Source organism: Solwaraspora sp. WMMA2059 (assembly GCF_027497315.1).
GTDB lineage: Bacteria > Actinomycetota > Actinomycetes > Mycobacteriales > Micromonosporaceae > Micromonospora_E.
This window is the reverse complement of record NZ_CP114908.1, coordinates 4,649,988-4,667,016: the sequence shown is the minus strand read 5'-3', so window position 1 is coordinate 4,667,016 and position 17,029 is coordinate 4,649,988. Positions and strand designations below refer to the sequence as shown.

General features: G+C 70.7%; 22 protein-coding genes. 6 read left to right on the top strand and 16 right to left on the bottom strand.

The genetic code is table 11. The features are described 5' to 3' along the window. Window positions 1-19: 19 nt before the first annotated feature. From katG to O7553_RS21295, 3 genes are all read right to left on the bottom strand, one after another. Window positions 20-2,296 (bottom strand): catalase/peroxidase HPI, encoded by a 2,277-nt coding sequence (katG, locus tag O7553_RS21305; protein WP_281551450.1) that lies wholly within the window; start codon window positions 2,294-2,296, stop codon window positions 20-22. Beyond that, window positions 2,296-2,748 carry a Fur family transcriptional regulator gene (locus O7553_RS21300; protein WP_281551449.1) on the bottom strand — a complete coding sequence of 151 codons (453 nt, stop codon included), beginning with the start codon at window positions 2,746-2,748 and terminating at the stop codon, window positions 2,296-2,298. Before O7553_RS21300 ends, katG begins: the two co-directional genes overlap by 1 nt. Window positions 2,749-2,833: 85 nt before the next feature. After that, window positions 2,834-3,394, bottom strand: a complete 561-nt coding sequence (locus tag O7553_RS21295) for a dihydrofolate reductase family protein (protein ID WP_281551448.1) — start codon at window positions 3,392-3,394, stop codon at window positions 2,834-2,836. Window positions 3,395-3,516: 122 nt separating this feature from the next. Here O7553_RS21295 and O7553_RS21290 point away from each other — a divergent pair, with 122 nt between their 5' ends. After that, window positions 3,517-4,248, top strand: coding sequence for a hypothetical protein (locus O7553_RS21290; RefSeq protein ID WP_281551447.1), 732 nt, complete (start codon window positions 3,517-3,519; stop codon window positions 4,246-4,248). A 24-nt stretch (window positions 4,249-4,272) separates the two neighbouring features. Here the strand turns inward: O7553_RS21290 and O7553_RS21285 are convergent, their stop codons facing one another. From O7553_RS21285 to O7553_RS21255, 7 genes are all read right to left on the bottom strand, one after another. Beyond that, complete coding sequence (locus tag O7553_RS21285) at window positions 4,273-4,848, bottom strand: hypothetical protein (RefSeq protein WP_281551446.1); 576 nt, start codon at window positions 4,846-4,848, stop codon at window positions 4,273-4,275. After that, window positions 4,845-5,741, bottom strand: coding sequence for an ADP-ribosylglycohydrolase family protein (locus O7553_RS21280; RefSeq protein WP_281551445.1), 897 nt, complete (start codon window positions 5,739-5,741; stop codon window positions 4,845-4,847). Before O7553_RS21280 ends, O7553_RS21285 begins: the two co-directional genes overlap by 4 nt. A gap of 63 nt (window positions 5,742-5,804) precedes the next feature. Then, window positions 5,805-6,953 (bottom strand): DUF6596 domain-containing protein, encoded by a 1,149-nt coding sequence (locus O7553_RS21275; RefSeq protein WP_281551444.1) that lies wholly within the window; start codon window positions 6,951-6,953, stop codon window positions 5,805-5,807. Continuing rightward, window positions 6,950-7,357 carry a YciI family protein gene (locus O7553_RS21270; protein WP_281555695.1) on the bottom strand — a complete coding sequence of 136 codons (408 nt, stop codon included), beginning with the start codon at window positions 7,355-7,357 and terminating at the stop codon, window positions 6,950-6,952. Before O7553_RS21270 ends, O7553_RS21275 begins: the two co-directional genes overlap by 4 nt. 125 nt (window positions 7,358-7,482) lie before the next feature. Beyond that, window positions 7,483-8,157 (bottom strand): nucleotidyltransferase domain-containing protein, encoded by a 675-nt coding sequence (locus tag O7553_RS21265; RefSeq protein ID WP_281551443.1) that lies wholly within the window; start codon window positions 8,155-8,157, stop codon window positions 7,483-7,485. Then, window positions 8,154-8,816 carry a GNAT family N-acetyltransferase gene (locus O7553_RS21260; RefSeq protein WP_281551442.1) on the bottom strand — a complete coding sequence of 221 codons (663 nt, stop codon included), beginning with the start codon at window positions 8,814-8,816 and terminating at the stop codon, window positions 8,154-8,156. The genes O7553_RS21265 and O7553_RS21260 overlap by 4 nt, the downstream gene beginning before the upstream one ends. A gap of 15 nt (window positions 8,817-8,831) precedes the next feature. Beyond that, window positions 8,832-9,044 carry a DNA-binding protein gene (locus O7553_RS21255; RefSeq protein ID WP_281551441.1) on the bottom strand — a complete coding sequence of 71 codons (213 nt, stop codon included), beginning with the start codon at window positions 9,042-9,044 and terminating at the stop codon, window positions 8,832-8,834. Window positions 9,045-9,103: 59 nt separating this feature from the next. Between O7553_RS21255 and O7553_RS21250 the strand changes: the two genes are divergently transcribed. Continuing rightward, complete coding sequence (locus tag O7553_RS21250; RefSeq protein WP_281551440.1) at window positions 9,104-9,310, top strand: hypothetical protein; 207 nt, start codon at window positions 9,104-9,106, stop codon at window positions 9,308-9,310. On the opposite strand, the gene O7553_RS21245 is transcribed toward O7553_RS21250, so the two are convergent. From O7553_RS21245 to O7553_RS21230, 4 genes are read right to left on the bottom strand one after another with little or no spacing between them, the layout of a single operon-like run. After that, entirely contained in the window at window positions 9,300-9,803 is a 504-nt protein-coding gene (locus O7553_RS21245; RefSeq protein ID WP_281551439.1) for an HAD domain-containing protein, read from the bottom strand. The two genes, O7553_RS21250 and O7553_RS21245, sit on opposite strands and share 11 nt — an antisense overlap. Before the next feature lie 29 nt (window positions 9,804-9,832). Beyond that, window positions 9,833-10,060, bottom strand: coding sequence for a DUF397 domain-containing protein (locus O7553_RS21240; protein WP_281555694.1), 228 nt, complete (start codon window positions 10,058-10,060; stop codon window positions 9,833-9,835). A 9-nt stretch (window positions 10,061-10,069) separates the two neighbouring features. Then, window positions 10,070-10,273, bottom strand: coding sequence for a DUF397 domain-containing protein (locus O7553_RS21235; protein ID WP_281551438.1), 204 nt, complete (start codon window positions 10,271-10,273; stop codon window positions 10,070-10,072). An 11-nt stretch (window positions 10,274-10,284) separates the two neighbouring features. Continuing rightward, window positions 10,285-11,145 carry a helix-turn-helix transcriptional regulator gene (locus O7553_RS21230; protein ID WP_281551437.1) on the bottom strand — a complete coding sequence of 287 codons (861 nt, stop codon included), beginning with the start codon at window positions 11,143-11,145 and terminating at the stop codon, window positions 10,285-10,287. Between the two features lie 299 nt (window positions 11,146-11,444). On the opposite strand from O7553_RS21230, the gene O7553_RS21225 reads away from it, so the two are divergent. Further along, window positions 11,445-12,029, top strand: coding sequence for a hypothetical protein (locus O7553_RS21225; RefSeq protein ID WP_281551436.1), 585 nt, complete (start codon window positions 11,445-11,447; stop codon window positions 12,027-12,029). Further along, complete coding sequence (locus O7553_RS21220; protein WP_281551435.1) at window positions 12,026-12,274, top strand: hypothetical protein; 249 nt, start codon at window positions 12,026-12,028, stop codon at window positions 12,272-12,274. The genes O7553_RS21225 and O7553_RS21220 overlap by 4 nt, the downstream gene beginning before the upstream one ends. A 10-nt stretch (window positions 12,275-12,284) precedes the next feature. On the opposite strand, the gene O7553_RS21215 is transcribed toward O7553_RS21220, so the two are convergent. After that, window positions 12,285-14,369 carry an alpha-glucuronidase gene (locus O7553_RS21215; protein ID WP_281551434.1) on the bottom strand — a complete coding sequence of 695 codons (2,085 nt, stop codon included), beginning with the start codon at window positions 14,367-14,369 and terminating at the stop codon, window positions 12,285-12,287. A gap of 106 nt (window positions 14,370-14,475) precedes the next feature. Between O7553_RS21215 and O7553_RS21210 the strand changes: the two genes are divergently transcribed. Further along, a complete protein-coding gene (locus tag O7553_RS21210; protein WP_281551433.1) occupies window positions 14,476-14,976 on the top strand; it encodes a DUF456 domain-containing protein in 501 nt (166 codons plus the stop codon). Between the two features lie 28 nt (window positions 14,977-15,004). Here O7553_RS21210 and O7553_RS21205 read toward each other — a convergent pair whose 3' ends face one another. Then, a complete protein-coding gene (locus tag O7553_RS21205) occupies window positions 15,005-16,018 on the bottom strand; it encodes an aldo/keto reductase (RefSeq protein WP_281551432.1) in 1,014 nt (337 codons plus the stop codon). A gap of 90 nt (window positions 16,019-16,108) precedes the next feature. On the opposite strand from O7553_RS21205, the gene O7553_RS21200 reads away from it, so the two are divergent. Further along, a complete protein-coding gene (locus O7553_RS21200; RefSeq protein WP_281551431.1) occupies window positions 16,109-17,020 on the top strand; it encodes an AraC family transcriptional regulator in 912 nt (303 codons plus the stop codon). Window positions 17,021-17,029 lie beyond the last annotated feature (9 nt).

The following is a 17,029-nucleotide window of genomic DNA, read 5'->3' as shown; positions in this document are numbered from 1 at the left end:
GTTTGTCGAACATGCCGGCTCAGGACAGGTCGAACCGGTCCAGCTCCATGACCTTGACCCAGGCGGCGACGAAGTCGGCGACGAACTTCTCGCCGGCGTCGCTGCTGGCGTACACCTCGGAGAGGGCACGCAGCTGCGAGTTCGAGCCGAAGATCAGGTCGACCGCGGTCGCGGTCCACTTCACCTCGTCGGTGGCAAGGTCGCGGATCTCGTAGACGTGCTCGCCGGACTCCGCCGCCTTCCACCGGGTGCCCGGGGAGAGCAGGTTGGTGAAGAAGTCGTTGGTGAGTACGCCGGGCCGGTCGGTGAGCACGCCGTGCTGCGCGCCGCCGACGTTCGCCCCGAGCGCCCGCAGACCACCGATGAGCACGGTCATCTCCGGGGCGGACAGGTCGAGCATGTACGCCCGGTCGACCAGCAGGACCTCCGGCTGGGTCTTCTCGCCCGGCCGCAGGTAGTTACGGAACCCGTCGGCGCGCGGCTCCATCACCGCGAACGACTCGACGTCGGTCTGCTCCTGGCTGGCGTCGGTGCGGCCCGGGTGGAACGGCACGGTCACCTTGACCCCGGCGTCGTGCGCTGCCTTTTCGACGGCGGCCGAGCCGGCCAGCACGATCAGGTCGGCGAGCGAGATCTGCGCGCCGCCGGCCGCGTTGAACTCCTGCTGGACGCCCTCCAGGGTGCTGAGCACCGTGGCCAGCTGCTCCGGCTGGTTGACCTCCCAGCTGCGCTGCGGTTCGAGCCTGATCCGGGCCCCGTTGGCGCCGCCACGCTTGTCGGTGGAGCGGAAGCTCGCCGCCGACGCCCAGGCGGTGCTGACCAGCTGCGCGGTGCTCAGCCCGGAGTCGAGGACCTTCGCCTTGAGCGCGGCCACGTCTGCGTCGCCGACCAGTTCGTGGTCGACGGCCGGCACCGGGTCCTGCCACAGCTGGGCCTCGGGCACCCACGGACCGAGGAACCGGCTGACCGGGCCCATGTCGCGGTGCAGCAGCTTGTACCAGGCCTTGGCGAAGGCCAGTGCGAACTCGTCCGGGTTGGCCAGGAACCGGCGGGAGATCTGCTCGTACGTCGGGTCGAAGCGCAGCGACAGGTCGGTGGTGAGCATCGTCGGCTTGTGCTTCTTCGCCGGGTCGTGCGCGTCCGGTATGATCGCCTCGGCGTCCTTGGCCACCCACTGCTTGGCCCCACCGGGGCTGGTGGTCAGCTCCCACTCGTACCCGAACAGGATCTCGAAGAAGCGGTTGCTCCACTGCGTCGGCTTGTCGGTCCAGGTGACCTCCAGGCCGCTGGTGATGGTGTCGCCGCCCTTGCCGCTGCCGTGCGTGCTCAACCAGCCCAGGCCCTGCGCCTCAATCGGCGCGCCCTCCGGCTCCGGGCCGACGTGAGCGTCGGCGTCACCGGCCCCGTGGGTCTTGCCGAAGGTGTGGCCGCCGGCGATGAGGGCGACGGTCTCCTCGTCGTTCATCGCCATCCGGGCGAACGTCTCCCGGATGAAGTGGGCCGCCGCGAGGGGGTCCGCGTTGCCGCGCGGGCCCTCCGGGTTGACGTAGATCAGGCCCATCTCGGTCGCGCCGACTCCAGCCGACATCTCCTTCTCGGAGAGGTAGCGGGCGTCACCCAGCCAGGTGTCCTCCGGGCCCCAGAAGATCTCCTCCGGCTCCCAGACGTCCTCCCGGCCGAAGGCGAAGCCGAAGGTCTTGAAGCCCATCGACTCCAGGGCGACGTTGCCGGCCAGCACCAGCAGGTCGGCCCAGGAGATCTTCTGGCCGTACTTGGCCTTGACCGGCCACAGCAGCCGGCGGGCCTTGTCCAGGTTGGCGTTGTCCGGCCAGCTGTTGAGCGGGGCGAAGCGCTGCCCGCCGTCACCAGCGCCGCCCCGGCCGTCCTCGATCCGGTACGTGCCGGCGGCGTGCCAGCTGAGTCGGATCATCAGCCCGCCGTAGTGACCGAAGTCGGCCGGCCACCAGTCCTGCGAGGTGGTGAGAACCTTGGTGATGTCCTGCTTGAGGGCCTCGACGTCGAGCGTGGCGAACTCCTTGGCGTAGCTGAAGTCCGCGCCCAGCGGGTTGCCCTTGGGCGAGTGGGCGTGCAGCACCGACAGGTCGAGCTGGTTGGGCCACCAGTCCCGGTTGGTACGCGGCCGCCCGCCCGTTTTGGGAGTTGGTGAGTCGATCGCCGGGTTCTCGCTCTCGCTGCCGTGCGCGGTCACCGAGTCGTGGGCGACCGGGCAGCCGGACGCTGCCATCTTGTCCACACCCTGTGCGCTGGTGGGGCCGGTGTTCTGGGTGTCGCTCATCAGTTCCCTTCCGGATTGGCCGATAACGAAGTGGCGTTGTCGGTCGTGCATCCGGGGCAGGTGCCCCAGTAGACGACCTCCGCCTCGTCGACCGTGAAACCGTGGTCGTCGGAGGCGGTGAGACAGGGGGCGGATCCGGTGGCGCAGTCGACGTCGGCGATCGCGCCGCAGGAGCGGCAGACGACGTGGTGGTGGTTGTCCCCGACCCGCCGCTCGTAGCGGGCGGTCGCGCCGGCGGGCTGGATGCGCCGCACCAGCCCGGCGTCGGTGAGGACCCGCAGCACATCGTAGACCGCCTGGTGGGACACCGTCGGGTGGTCGGCACGCACCAGGTCGAGCACCGTGTCGGTGTCGACGTGCGGGCGGTCGCGTAGCGCCGCGAGGACTGCCAGCCTCGGTCGGGTCACCCGCAACGAGGCCGCCCTCAACTGCGCCTCGAGGTCGGATGTCACCGGGCCACGATAGGCCGTTTTCTGGAATCATTCAAGTTTCGGTACGGAGGTGTCGCCGACCTGCGGCGACCAGCAAAACCGCAGGTCATGCCAGTTGGCGGGCGCCTCGAACGGCGTACCGGTGCAGGGTGACGCCCTGCTCGAAGGCACGGTTCTCCAGCAGGTCGAGTTCGACCGGGGCATCCAGGTCGTCGAACAGAGCCCGGCCGGCGCCGAGGATCACCGGGTGGACGAACAGCATCACCTCGTCGAGCAGGCCGGCCTGCAGCAACTGGGTGGCGACGGTGGCCCCACCGATGCCGATGTCACCGTCGGCCCGCGCCCGTAGCTCGGCGAGCGCCGCCACGGCGTCACCGTCGCGGCCGACGACGCGGGTGTCGTGTCCGGCGTCGACGCGGGTACGCGACACCAGCACCTTCGGGGTCGACGTCCAGATCTCGCCGTACTCGCGCAGGAAGTCCGGCAGCGACGCGTCATCGCGCGCGCCCGGCCAGAACGCCTCCATGATCTCGTAGACCTTCCGCCCCTGCACCATCTGGGACAGCGCCCGCGCCCGCGCGTTGAACTCCCGGTGCAGCGACTCCCCGATACGCATCCAGTCGCCGCCGCCGTTCTCACCCGGGGCGTGCTCGACCTTCATATCCACGGACACGTTCATCCAGTACACGAATCGGCCCGGCACGCGCCCTCCAGTGACTGCGGTACGCAACTGTCCCGCCGACGGTAACAACCCGCCGGCGGTGCCTACGGTGACCTATCCTCGACACCGTGGCGGCACCCGACGCAGCCTCCCACCACGCGGTGCTCGATCTGCTCGGCCGGCAGGCCAACCATCGACAGGCCGAAGAGACGCTGCGTGCCGCCGGCTGGTCGCCCGCTGGCGCTGGCGACTGGGCCATCGCGCTCCGCTCGCCCGACGGCACCATGGCCGCCCGGATCAGCCCGTTCGACCCGACGGGACCGTACACCGCAGCGCTCTACCGTGAGGCCGCGCACACCCGGCAGGTGCCGGAACTGTTCGCGCACCGCCGTCTGCCCGGCGGAGGTGACCTTCAGCTGCTCGAATGGCTTCGACCGGTGAGTCAGGACGAAGCTGTCGCGTTCCACCGGGCGATCGCCAGGCATGATCCGGACGTCGCCGACCTCGTCGACGTCGTGCGCCGGATCCACGACCGGGCCCGACGGGAACTGCCCTGGTGCGGGCCGTTGGACCACAACCCGACAAACGTCATGCGTACGGTGGACGGGCGGCTCGTCGCCGTCGACCTGTTCTACGCCGACGGCCCGAACCTGTACGCGACAGCGGCAACGGACCCGGATCTCGTCGTCGCGCTGATCCCCGAGACCGAGCGGCGGTTCATGACCGAGATCCCGCTGGCCGCCTCCGGCCCCTGGCCGCCCGGTGCACAGAAAGCGCTACGCGTCGGGCTCGCCGCGGCCGACGCCCGCCACGCCGGCGGACAACCGTCCAGCGCTACACCCGTCGCACGAGGATCCTGATCACGGCGGCCAACCCCACGCGTCCTACCGGACGTAGATCTCCGGGATCGAATCCATGATCGACTGTACGGTCGCGGCGACGCTCAACGCGCTGGTGTCGACGCCGATGTAGCGGTAGTCCGGGTCGAGTGCCTCGCGGAGGGTCCGATCCTCCGGGATCAGGTCGACCCGGTCGCGCCACCGCTGCGTCGTCTGCTTGGCCCGGGTGAGTCGGCGGTGCTCGCGTACGCCTCGGTCGACCAGCAGCTCGACCAGGAACACGGTCGTCTGCTGCGGCAGGAGTTGACGGAACGCGAGGTAGTCGTCGTAGTCGCGCAGAAAGCTGCCGGTGAGGACATTGACGTAGCCGGCAGCCCAGAAGTTCGTCACCAGAGCTGCGACGTTGCGGCGGAATAGATCGAAGAACCCGTCGTCCATCGGGCACGGGTTGGTCTGTCCGAGGTCCTCGGCGTCGATCCGGGCGCAGCCGGGCGTGTGGGGGAGCAGCGCCCGCAGAATCGTCGACTTGCCGGCACCCTCCTCGCCGCTGACGAGGACGAGGTTACCGACCGCCGCCGCGGCCGGATCCGCTGCTCGCCGGGCGGCAGGCAGGTCCATCACCGGCGTACGTGGTCGGGGAGTGGCTCGCGGCGGGCCAGCCACCGCTCCGGGATCCCGCCCGGTCCGGAGCCGGTGTACGCGGCCACGACGCCGCCGACGATCGCCGCGGTCGTGTCGACGTCGCCGCCGGCCTCGACACAGGCGTGGATCGCCGCCGGGTAGTCGTCGAGCCGGGTCGCGGCGACCCACAGTGCGAACGGGACGGTGTCGAAGGCCAGCACCTGCGAGCCGTTGCCCAACTCGTACGCCGCCTCGGCGACGCCGACCCCCAGCAGCTGCCTGGCCCGGACGATGCCGGACATCAGCCGGCCGTCGATCAGATGGCCCAGCACCACGTCGAGCAGCTCGGCCGGCTCGGGCCGGGACCGGGTCAGCCGGGACCAGCCGGCTTCCGCCGCCGCGACGGCGACCGCGACCGCACCCAGGATCGCCTCGGGGTGGGCGTGGGTGACCTCCGCCGACCGCCAGGCCTGCAGAGCGGCGGTACGGTTGTCGCCCGCGTGGAAGGCGCCGAGTGGGGCGACCCGCATCGCCGCACCGTTGCCCATCGACCCCTGTCCGTCGAACGCCGCACCTGCGGCGTCCCGCCAGGCGACGCCCTGCCGGATCTGGCGTAGCAGGACCACCGCGCCGGCACCGTAGCCACGGTACGCCTCGAAGTGCCCGGCGAACCGGGCCGCCAGGCGGTCCTGGTCGATACCGTCGCGCTCGCGCAGCTCGGCGACGATCGAGCAGGCCATCTCGGTGTCGTCGGTCCACGGCCATGGCCCGGCCGGTGGGTCACCATCAGGTAGCGCGGCGGAGCTGGTGCCGGGGACGAAGAACTGCGCGCCGAGGGCGTCACCGACGGAAAGGCCGTCAAGACTGTCATAGCAGAGGTCGAGCATCGTCATGTCGCAGCAGACTCTGCCAGTTGCGGCGGCCGTCGGGAAGGCCGGAGCCACTGCGGGTCACCGTCAACTTCGCAGCTGCGCGTTGAGCCGGGCGGCCTGTCGCGTGAGGTGGTCGCGTTCGGGCAGGTTGGGCGCTGACCGGGCGGCCTGCGCGTACAGCCGTGCCGCGGTCGCCGGATCCCCGTCGCGCTCGTGCAGGTGTGCCGCAACGGCGGCGTACCGGGGCAGGGCCGGGTCGAGCTCTGCCAGGGCGGCCAGACCGGCTCGCCCGCCGTCGGCCTCGCCGAGCGCGACGGCCCGGTTGAGTCGTGCCACCGGGTTGTCGGTGAGGCGTACCAGTTCGTCGTACCACTCGACGATCTGCACCCAGTCGGTCTCCTCAGCGGTCTGCGCGTCGGCGTGCAGCGCGGCGATGGCAGCCTGGGCCTGGAACTCGCCCAGCCGGTCGCGGGTGAGGGCGGACTGGAGCACGTCGACGCCCTCGGTGATGAGTGCGGTGTCCCACCGGCTGCGGTCCTGCTCGGCGAGCGGCACGAGCCGACCCTCGGGACCGGTGCGGGCCGGACGCCGGGCGTGGTGCAGCAGCATCAGCGCCAGCAGGCCGGCGACCTCCGTATTGTCGATCATGCCTGCCAGTTGGCGGGTGAGCCGGATCGCCTCGGCGGCGAGGTCCACGTCACCGGAGTACCCCTCGTTGAAGACCAGGTAGAGCACGCGCAGCACGGTGGCGACGTCACCGGGCTGGTCGAACCGGACGCCGGCGACGGTCCGTTTGGCCCTGCTGATCCGCTGGGCCATGGTCGCCTCCGGCACCAGGTAGGCCTGCGCGATCTGCCGCGTGGTCAGCCCGCCGACCGCGCGCAGCGTGAGCGCGACCGCCGAGGCCGGGGTCAGGGCCGGGTGCGCACACAGGAAGTACAGCGCCAGCGTGTCATCCGTCGCCGCCGCCCCCTGCTCGGGCGCGGGCTCGGCGTCGACCAGCTCCTCCCGCCGCCGCCGGGAGGTGTCGGCGCGGACGGCGTCGAGGAACCTGCGCCAGGCCACCGTGACCAGCCAGCCCTTGGGATCGCGCGGCAGGTCGTCGGGCCATCCGCGTACCGCCTCGACCAGGGCGTCCTGCACGGCGTCCTCGGCCGCCGCGAAGTCGGCTCCGCGGCGGACGAGGACGCCGATCACCGCGGGCACCAGCTCCCGCAGCAGGGACTCGTTCACTCGGTGGCCGTGGGCTGCTCGGCGTAGAACGGCCGCACCTCGATCCACTCGTGGATCGGCTTGCCACCGGCACCGGGAGCTGCGGACAGTTCGCCGGCCAGCTCGATCGCGCGCTCGTAGTTCTCCACGTCGATCACCATCCAGCCGGCGATCAGGTCCTTGGTCTCGGCGAACGGGCCGTCGGTGACCGGTGGCCGGCCTTCGCCGTCGTAGCGGACGAAGGTGCCCTCCGGGGAGAGCGCCTGACCGTCGACGAACTCGCCGGTGCCCTCCAGCCGGGCGGCGAAGTCATTCATGTACTGGATGTGGGCCGTGACCTCCGCCGGCTCCCACTTGTCCATGGGTACGTCGTTGACCGCCGCCGGCGCGCCCCGGTAGTGCTTGAGCAGCAGGTACTTGGCCATCATGTTCTCCTTGGTGAGGTACGGCCCATTGTGGCCGTGTTCGCACCTGGGACGGAGCCGCTCCCGGGTTCTCGACATGCCGGCGCGGAATTTCTCCGGGAAACTTCAACGACCCCGCGCGCCCGTCACCGCAGGTTTCTTTCCCGTACGCCGATGAGCAGCCGGTCGACGGCGGCCCGGTCGGGCTGCTCCGGCAGTACGGTGCCGGCCGCCGCGTCGTCGAGCTCGGCCAGCAGATCCGCCGCCCAGCGGGTGACCGCCGTCCACGGCAGCTCGCCGCGCCGGACCGCGAGCAGCCGGTCCCGCGACGGTCCCACGTCGACCAGGACCTCCCCGGTCCGCAGCACGTGGGCACCGGCGGTCAGCAGCCGGATCATGTGCATGGCCTGCTTGTGGTTGGTCTCGCCGGTGCGTTCGCGGCGGGCCGCCACCCGGTCGAGCTGGTCGCGGGCGTAGCCGCCGTACGTCTGGGCGAGTCGCGTCGACAGGAACGCCTGCCGGACGGCCAGCAACTGCTCGCCGTCCTCGCGCAGCGTCTCGATCAGCGGGGACCAGAGCACCTCCAGGACGGTCGGATTGCCCTGTAACGCCAGGGTGCAGAAGCGTTCGAACTCCCAGGAGAACTGCTCCGGTGCCGGCCCGTCGAGGTGGGTGGGCGGCTTGTCCAGCTGCCAGAACGCACGGGTCGGGGCCACGTACACGCCGCGCCGGTCGTAGTCGGAGTCCGGCCCGTGCAGCCCGTACGCCCGGGATCCGACGACGACGGCGAGGACAGTGTGCCGCTCGACGAGCTCGTTCACGCCGGGCAGGGTACCGCTGCCCGGCCGAGCTGAAGGTAGATATAGCGGGTGTCGCCCGGGCCGGGGCGGCTGTGGCCGTCGGCCTGCCAGCCCCGAGCGGCGTAGAAGCGCTGGGCCCGACCGTTACGTTCCCACGCCTCCAGCAGCCCGCCGGTCCGGCCGGTCCTCTCCAGGTACGCGACGAACGCGTCGTGCAGCAGTCCACCGATCCCTCGACCCCAGCAGTCGGGGAGCACGTGGATCTGGTAGAGCTGACCGACGCGGCCCGGGTCGACATGACCGGCGAAGGCGGGTCCCATCGCCGCGCAGCCGACGACCCGGCTGTCGAGGACAGCGGCGACGGTGAACAGCTCCGGCGAGGTGACCGCGTTCGCCCAAGCGGTGCGGCGTTCGGCGTACGCAGCGGGGGACGACAGCGACGGGTCGGCCGGGTCGAGCCCACCTGCCGCCGTGTAGTAGGCGGTGCGGGCCAGCGTGTGCACCTCGGTCAGCTGGTCGACATCAGCGAGCGTGGCCTCGCGTACGAGTGCCGGTGCGTCGGCGGGCCGCGGTCCATCATGATCACTTGACGTTCTGCTGGGCGACACGCCGATGCTCTCCCAGCAGAACGTCAAGTGATCATGGCGGGCTGGTGGGCGGACACCATCAGGCGAGGTCATCCGGCGTCTCCTCCGTCAGTCGGCGAAGCCGAGGCCGCGTTCGGCCAGCGCGGTGGCGAGGATGCCGACGGCCTTCGGGCCGATCCCGTGCATGGCCAGCAGATCGGCGCGACGGTAGGTGGCGACCTGGGCGAGGGTGGTGACGCCGGCTGCCAGCAGGGCACTGTTGGCAGGCCGTCCGATCGGCGGCAGGTCACCGATCTGGGCGGGCAGATGGCGAGTGCTCATCCGCCCACCGTAGCCGGCGTGGCCGTGCTCGGGCCTTGGTCGTTGATAGCGTCGGCGGCATGACCGTGAGCATTCTGATCACGCCCGACGATGACCTCGGCGAGGAACTTGCCGCTGCTGTTACCGGGGGCAACCGGTTTGCTCTGATCGCGTGGGCGATCCGTGAGTACCTGGATCGGCGCGCCGTCGATGCTGCTGCTGCCTTGCACGCCACCCTTGCCGGCGAGGACGCTGCGGCGTACGCCGAGTTCAACGCTACGTGGTAGCCCTGAGCCACTGGCGGATGGTGGAGAAGTCGGCGTCGGTGAGGCCGAGTTGCGGGTCGATGCGGTGCAGTAGCGCCTTGCCAGGGTGGTTCCTGGTGACCCACTGCCGGTCCAGGTCGGTGATCTCGTCGTCGAGCCAGACGAAGGTACGCCCGGCCGCCCAGCTGGTGAGGAACGCCGCCTTCCAGTGCACGCCGCGCGGAGGCTCGTCATCGGAGTCCGGCCACGAGACGACCGGCAGCTCCGGCAGGCCGAGCAGCGGCGCTACGACGTCGTTCGCCTCGGCCATCCACGTGGTCGCCCAGACCAGTTGACCATCGAGCGCCAGCAGCTGGCGTCCGTCCTCCGGATCGAGCCGTTCCAGCAGCGGATTACCACCGACATCAAGATCGGCTGCGGCGACGGGCGAAGGCGCGCGGCCAGTGGCACGGGCGGCGAAAGGAATTAGTACGCCGTCGACGTCGAGGAACACGTACGGGCAGCTGGCTGGCACCGGCGTCGTCGAAAGGCAGACCGGCCGCGTCAGCGGCTGGACACTGTGGTGAGGAACGCCGTCCAGGCTCCGGCGGGGAAGAGGAGCGCCGGGCCGTTCGGGTCCTTGTAGTCGCGTACGCCGATGGTGCCACCGGCCAGCGTGGCCACCTCGACGCAGTCTGACCCGCTGGCGCTGCTGCGGCTGCTCTTGCGCCAGTGGGCGTGGGGCGGGTCCTGCGCGATTACCTCGTGTCCGTCCGTCCGAGATCGTTGCAGCAAGCTGGATCAGCCCTCCGCGGACTCGTAGTCCTTGAGGCCGGACAGGAAGTTGGTGAAGGCAGCCGGGCTGAACAGCAGAGCTGGGCCGGTGGCGTCCTTGCTGTCCCGTACGCCTACGGCGATGTCAAGGTCAGCCACCTCGACGCAGTCGCCGCTTCCGCCGCCGCTGGAGCGGCTGCTCTTTCGCCAGTTCGCTTTGGAGAGGTCCATTGCCGCCATCCCTACTCGATGCTGTCCCGTGCACGAGCGATCAACTCTCGTGACTCCTCGACTCCGGCTGCCGTCGCGCGTAGGTAGTCGAACGCCAGGCTATACCGCCTGACGTCTCTCTCGCCTTCCACATCCAGGTCGCCCGTCAGTGTCTCGACGAAGACGACCGACGGATGCTCAGGGAAGTCCATGATCGTGAAGGCGCCGTTGAGGCCCGCGTGCCAGACTGTCTGCTGCTTGAGGACCTGGATGGTCACGCTGCTGGGCGGTGCCAGCAAGCGGTCCAGCTGAGCCTTGAAGATTTCCGGTCCGCCGATCGGCCGGTGCAGCAGGGACTCGTCCAGGATGGCCCACTGCTTCAGCGCGTCCTCGGTGAGCCGGTGCTGGCGGGCCAGCCTCGCCTCGACGTGCTTGTCGATGTCGTGCGGCGTCCGGTCTCGTCCGGCTGGCTCGCCGGTGAAGGTCGCCCTCGCGTACTCCTCTGTCTGTAGTAGGCCGTTGATCGTGCCCCATGACCAGGTGCGGAGCCCGGATGCCTCAGTCTCGAAGGCGATGTAGGTGCTCAACTCGCTGGTGATGGTGTCGCGGTAGTCCTCCCACCAGCCGCGTCCACGGGCCTCCTTGGCCAGGCGCCAGTACTGCTCCTGTCGTGCGGGGTCGGTGACGCCGAACAGGTTGAGCATCAGGTAGAGGTCGCCCTTGCTGACGCTGGTCTGGGCGAGTTCGATGCGGGAGATCTTGCCCTGCGAGCAGCCGATCTCCTCAGCGACCTGGTCTGCGGTCAGCCTCGCCTCGGTGCGTAGGCGCTTCAGCTCCAGACCCAGTTGACGTCCGCGCACGGTGGGGGTCCGCCGGTCTCGCTTCTCTGGCATCCAGCAAGTCTCGCGGACTGCATGACGAGGTTCAACTACCGTCCAAAGTTTTCTCCTATAGGGACTGGTCTTGATCTTACTGATGTGTTCAGATGTTAGTCGAAGTGAATGATTCACATCATGATCTAGGCGGCGAGGTCGAGGTCTCGCCGGGTAACTCCCCGCCGTCAGGGACGCGAGGGTCTGTGGCGGTGGGTCGAGCGGAGGAAGGCTGTCGTTCCCCGTACGGCAGCCTTCCTCCACCTCGCGCGAGTTGCTCCACGACGGTGAACTGCGAGTACCTGCCCTTGGAGGTGTCCGTGACCGACAACCGTTCAGCACGCTGGACCGACCCGACCCTCGACCCGACCGAGCGCAACCGGGACCTGTTCGCCGTACTCGATCGGGCTGACCTGTCCGAACCGGCACGGGCCGCCGTCGCACACGCCCTCGGAGCCGACGCCGGCCCTGCCGGGCACGCCGAAGCGCTGGTCAACCGCTACCTCAACGAACGCGAGCGCTGCCGTCCGGTCGGGCGGGTCAACGGCGGTGGCGGGGACCGGGGCGGCAACCTGCCGGACTGGTTACGGCCCGACCGGCGCGGCCGGTACACACTGCACCTGACCTTCGCCGCCGCCGACTTCGACGAAGCGCGCGAGCAGGCCGTCGCGTACGCCGAAGGGCTCACCATCCTGTGCCCGGAGCTGGGCGAGTACACGCCGCTGCTGTCGCGGGCCGAGGCGTGGAACTTCAACGAGCCGCTGTTCTGCGGCGTACGTGGACCGGACGGTGAGGTGTGCGCGGAGGTCCGCTACCACGCCGGGTTCCACCGGGCGGCCGGCCTGGGCGGGCTGAGCTGGGGCGACGGGGACGCCGACGCCGATGTCGACGTCAACCTGCCATGACGGACACCCCGGCCACGCCGCCGTACCCCAGGGTCGCGCCGTGCCGGCACTGCGGCCGGCCGGTGCTGCGCGACAACGACGGCGTCTGGATCCACGCCGACCTCGCCTACGTCTGCCGCGACCGCTGGGGTGGGATCACCGCCACCACCGCCGCCCCGGAGCCGCCGGACCCGACGTGGCCCCCGAGTGTCGCCGAGCGGCCGTACCCGTTCCGGGTCGACTCCGGCGCGCCACTCGACCTGTAAGGGAGGCCAGTCAGTGGATCCGGCGGCCGTGCGCGTCCGGGACGCCGGACTTGCGGAAGAAGTAGGTATTGATCTGGTCGCGCCACTCCCGCGCCGAGCGGACCTGCTCGTCGAGGCGGTCGGCGACCCGGGCGTACAGGGCGGAGTCGAGGCCGATGTCAGCGATGTCCAGCCACCGTTCCCGCATGGCGATCGCCTCGTCGGCCCCGGCGAAGTGGGTGTCGTAGATGTGCTGGATGACCGTCGAGCCGCTGTGCAGCACATGACCGTACGGCACGTGGTGGAAGAACAGCAGCAGCTCGTCGGGGCAGTCGGTCAGCGACTCGTACACCTGCGACCAGGGCTTCGGATACTGCCCGGTGTAACCGGTGCCGGTGGCCAGGGTCCGGTCCACGCCCACGCCGTCGCGGTCGGCGAAGTGGTAGGTGCCCCACGGGGTGTACTCGTACCCGTCGACGGACGGACCGTAGTGGTTGCCGGGGTTGACCATGAAGCCGACACCCAGTGGGGCGGTGTACCGCTCATAGGTGCGCCACGAGCCGTCCATCATCGCGTGCAGTGCCTGCCGCAACTGCGCCGGATCGGAGACCGCGCCGGCCGGGAAGGTCAGGTCGATCCACTCGTCGAGCAGCGCGGCCGGGTCGGCGGTCGGGTCCCAGCCGAGCCGGCCGAACGCGTACAGGTTGGCCTGGGCGAGCGGGTGCCCGCACCAGAACGGGTCGTCGCCGACGTTCGACACGGCGGCCAGGGTGCCGCCCCGCGCGGCGATCGCGGCGACCGACGACCCCGCGTCACCGCTGACGTCCCCGTCGGCCTCCAGGCTGTCGCCGTCGAACCGGAAGCCGAGCACCTCGCTCCACAGCGGAGGCAGGTAGCAGACGTGCAGCTGGTGGCCGGTGTACTCCTGGGTCACCTGCAGTTCCACGGACAGCCGGGTGGCCGGCATCGCGCCGATCACCGGGGACACCGGCTCCCTGGTCTGGAAGTCGATCGGCCCGTACTTGACCTGCACGATCGCGTTGTCGCGGAACTGGCCGTCGAGCGGGGCGAAATGGTCGTACGCCGCCCGCGCGCGGTCGGTGGTGCGGTCCCGCCAGTCCTGCCGGTGGTTGTAGACGAACGCCCGCCAGTGCACCACCCCGCCGTGCGGGGCGAGGGCGTCGGCGAGCAGGTTGGCGCCGTCGGCGTGGCTGCGCCCGTACGCGAACGGGCCGGGCTGGCCCTCCGAGTCGGCTTTGACCACGTACCCGCCGAAGTCGGGCACCGTGGCGTAGACCTGGGCGGTGGTGGTCGCCCACCAGTCGCGTACCGCCGCGTCGAGCGGGTCGGCGGTGGCCAGGCCCCCGAGCACCATCGGCGCGGCGAAGGTCACCGACAGGTGCAGCCGGATGCCGTACGGGCGGAAGATGTCGGCGAAGGTGGCGACGTCGTCGAGCCGGTCAGTGAGCAGCCGCGCCTCGGTGCGACCCACGTTGACGTTGTTGATGGTGATCGCGTTGACGCCGCTGGCGGCGAGCAGCCGGGCGTACGCCCTGACCCGGTCCAGGTCGTCGGTGATCGCGCCGTCCCGCCAGAAGATCGACCCGCCGGAGTAGCCCCGCTCCACCTGCCCCATCACCGGGTGCACGTCGATGTTGTCCCAGTGGTCGAGCATCCGCCGGCCGATCGCCGGCCGGTGCGTCCGCGTCGGGATGTCGTCGCCGAACGCCGACTCGCCGAGCCTGACCACGTGGAACAGCCCGTACAGCAGCCCGGCGGGGGTGTCGGCGGTGACCGTGGTGAGGCTGCCGGCGCGGCCGATCGTGTAGCCCTCGTCGTCGAGGCCGCCGGGAGCATCGGCCGGTCCGGAGGCGTCGGCTGTTCGACCGGGACGGGCGGCGCCGGTCAACGCCAGCATCAGATCGGCCTCGCCGTCGACCGACAGCCGGGTCACCGATCCGCCGAACCGGGCGCAGGCCGCCCGCACCTCGGCGTACACGGTGGCGACGAGCTTCTCGTCACCGGAGACCAGGGTGTGCCGTGCCCCGATGGCACGCCATGCCTGCGCCGGCAGCCAGGCCGGATGGACATCGGTTGCCGGTGCGGCAGCGGCCACGCGATCCTCCCGAGGTTTCGGACATTGTTTCGGATCCGTACCCGAATCGCAGCCCTGCGACAACGCCGGGCTCGCCACGCTGGCGGTCGTCGGTCACCCTGTCGGTGTGGATCTCGACGACACGCAGACGCTGGTCACCCTGCTCAGCGGCCTGGCAATCCTGATCGGGCTGATCGGCGTGCTCGTGCCGATCCTGCCCGGTCTGCTGCTCTGCTGGGCCGGCGTGCTCGGCTGGGCGATCTTCAGCGACGCCGGTGGCGGCCGGTGGCTGGTCGTCGCCGTGGCGACCCTGATCGCAGTCGGTGGCACGGTGACCAAGTATCTGTGGCCGGGGCGGGACCTGAAACGGGCCGGCGTACCCAACCGGTCGCTGCTGGTCGGCGGCGCGCTGGGCCTGGTCGGCTTCTTCGTCGTCCCGGTGCTCGGCCTGGTGGTCGGCTTCGTGCTCGGCGTCTGGCTGGCCGAGCGGCAGCGGCTCGGTGACTTCGCCGCCGCCTGGCCGGCCACGAAGCGCGCGGTGTTGGCGGTCGGGCTGGCGATGCTGATCGAGCTGGGTGCCGCGTTCGCGATTGCCGGGCTGTGGCTGCTCGGCCTGCTCGCGGCCTGAACCACGAGCAGGCCGGGCAGTGGGAAAGTCACCAGACCGGCATCCGGGCGGCCGGGTAGCGGGAGCCGGCCGCGCCGTGCGGCAGGATCTCGCGGATCCGGTCGACCTCGGCCGGGCTGAGCACAACAGACGCGGCCGCCACGTTCTCGGCGAGCCGTTGCGGGTTGCGGGTGCCCGGGATCGGCACGATGTCGTCGCCCTGGGCGAGCAGCCAGGCCAGGGCGAGCTGGGTGACCGCGACGCCCTTGGCAGCGGCCATCGCGGTCAGCTCGCGCACCGCGGCCAGGTTCTGTTCGTAGTTGCCCGGCTGCCAGCGTTCGTCCCAGGTCCGCATGTCACCGTCCGGGTATTCGGCGGCGGGCCGGACCGCGCCGGTCAGGAAGCCGCGGCCGAGCGGCGAGTACGCAACGAATCCGATGCCCAGCTCGCGGACCGTCGGCAGCACCTGCGGCTCCACCGCCCGCTCGAACACCGAGTACTCGGTCTGCAGCACCGACACCGGGTGGACGGTGTGCGCCCGCCGGATGATGTCCGGGCCGGCTTCACTGAGCCCGAAGTAGCGCACCTTGCCTTCGGCGATCAGCTCACCGACAGTGCCGGCGACGTCCTCGATCGGTACGTTCGGGTCGACCCGGTGTTGGTAGAGCAGGTCGATGTGGTCGGTGCCGAGGTGGCGCAGACTGTTGTGGGTGACCTCGCGGATGTGTTCCGGCCGGCTGTCGAACGCGGTACCGAACCGGCTCGGGTCGGTCAGGTCGAGGCCGAACTTGGTGGCGAGCACCACGTCGTCACGGAAGCCGCGTACCGCCTTGCCGAGCAGTTGCTCGTTGCTGCCGGTGCCCATTCCGTACAGCTCGGCGGTGTCGAACATGGTGACGCCGAGTTCGTACGCCCGACCGATGGTGGCGATGCCGCTGGCCGGGTCGGCCGGACCGTACGCCATGGTCATGCCCATCGTGCCGAGGCCGATCGCACCGACTTCGAGCCCCTGCGATCCGAGTTCGCGCCGGGGCAGCTGCCGGCCGTTCGTTGTCTGTGTCATGCCCCGACGCTATGTCCGCCCCGGGGGTGCCGGCATGGGGCGCGCTCCGCGTACTCTTGCCTGATCCTCTCACTGACGGCGGGGCGATCGATGATAGACGAGCTGGCACGGGTCGTCGCCCGGCACTGCTGCCCGGTGCCGGCGGTCGAGACCGCCGTGCCCCGGCTGCGGCTGGTCCGCTTCGACGACGAGCGGGCCGGGCCGACCGATCTGCTGTACGAGCCGATGGTCTGCTTCGTGGCCCGGGGCGCGAAACGCAGCACCGCCGGTGAGCGCAGCTGGCTGGTCGGCCGGGGGGCGATGTTCCTCAGCTCGGTGGAGCTGCCGGTGACCGCCGTGTTCGAGCAGGTGCCGTACCGGTCGGCGGTGCTGCGTCTGGACGGGCGGATGCTCGCCGATCTGCTGCTGGAGCTGGACGAGCCACCGTCGCCGCCGGCCGGGTCGGCAGAGCCGGCCGCGTTGACCACGGCGGCGATGACCCCGGGGATCGTCGAGGCGGTCACCCGGTGGGTACGGCTGCTCGACGACCCGGCCGACATCCGGCCGCTCGCCGCCCGGATGGAGGGCGAGATCCTGTACCGGCTGTTGAGCAGCCCGCTCGGGCCGGCGCTGCGTCAGCTCACCGTTGCCGAGTCCCGGTTGTCGCAGGTCCGGGCGGCGGCCGGGCTGATCCGGGCCCGGTACGCCGAGCCGTTGACGGTCGAGCAGATCGCGGCGGCGGCCCACCTGAGCGTGGCGACCCTGCACCGGCACTTCAAGGCGGTGACCGGGATGAGCCCGATGCGGTTCCAAAAGTCCTTGCGGCTGCAGCAGGCCCGGCGGCTGCTGGTCGCTGGCGCCGACACCGCCGCTGGAGTGGCCAGGACGGTCGGGTACGTCAGCGCGACCCAGTTCAACCGCGAGTACCGGCGGGCGTACGGCGTACCGCCAGGTCGCGATGCGGCCCGGCGGCGCGCTAGCGACCTGGCGTCGGCAGCTTCGGGGCGGTCGCCGACAGCCTGAGCGTCGCTG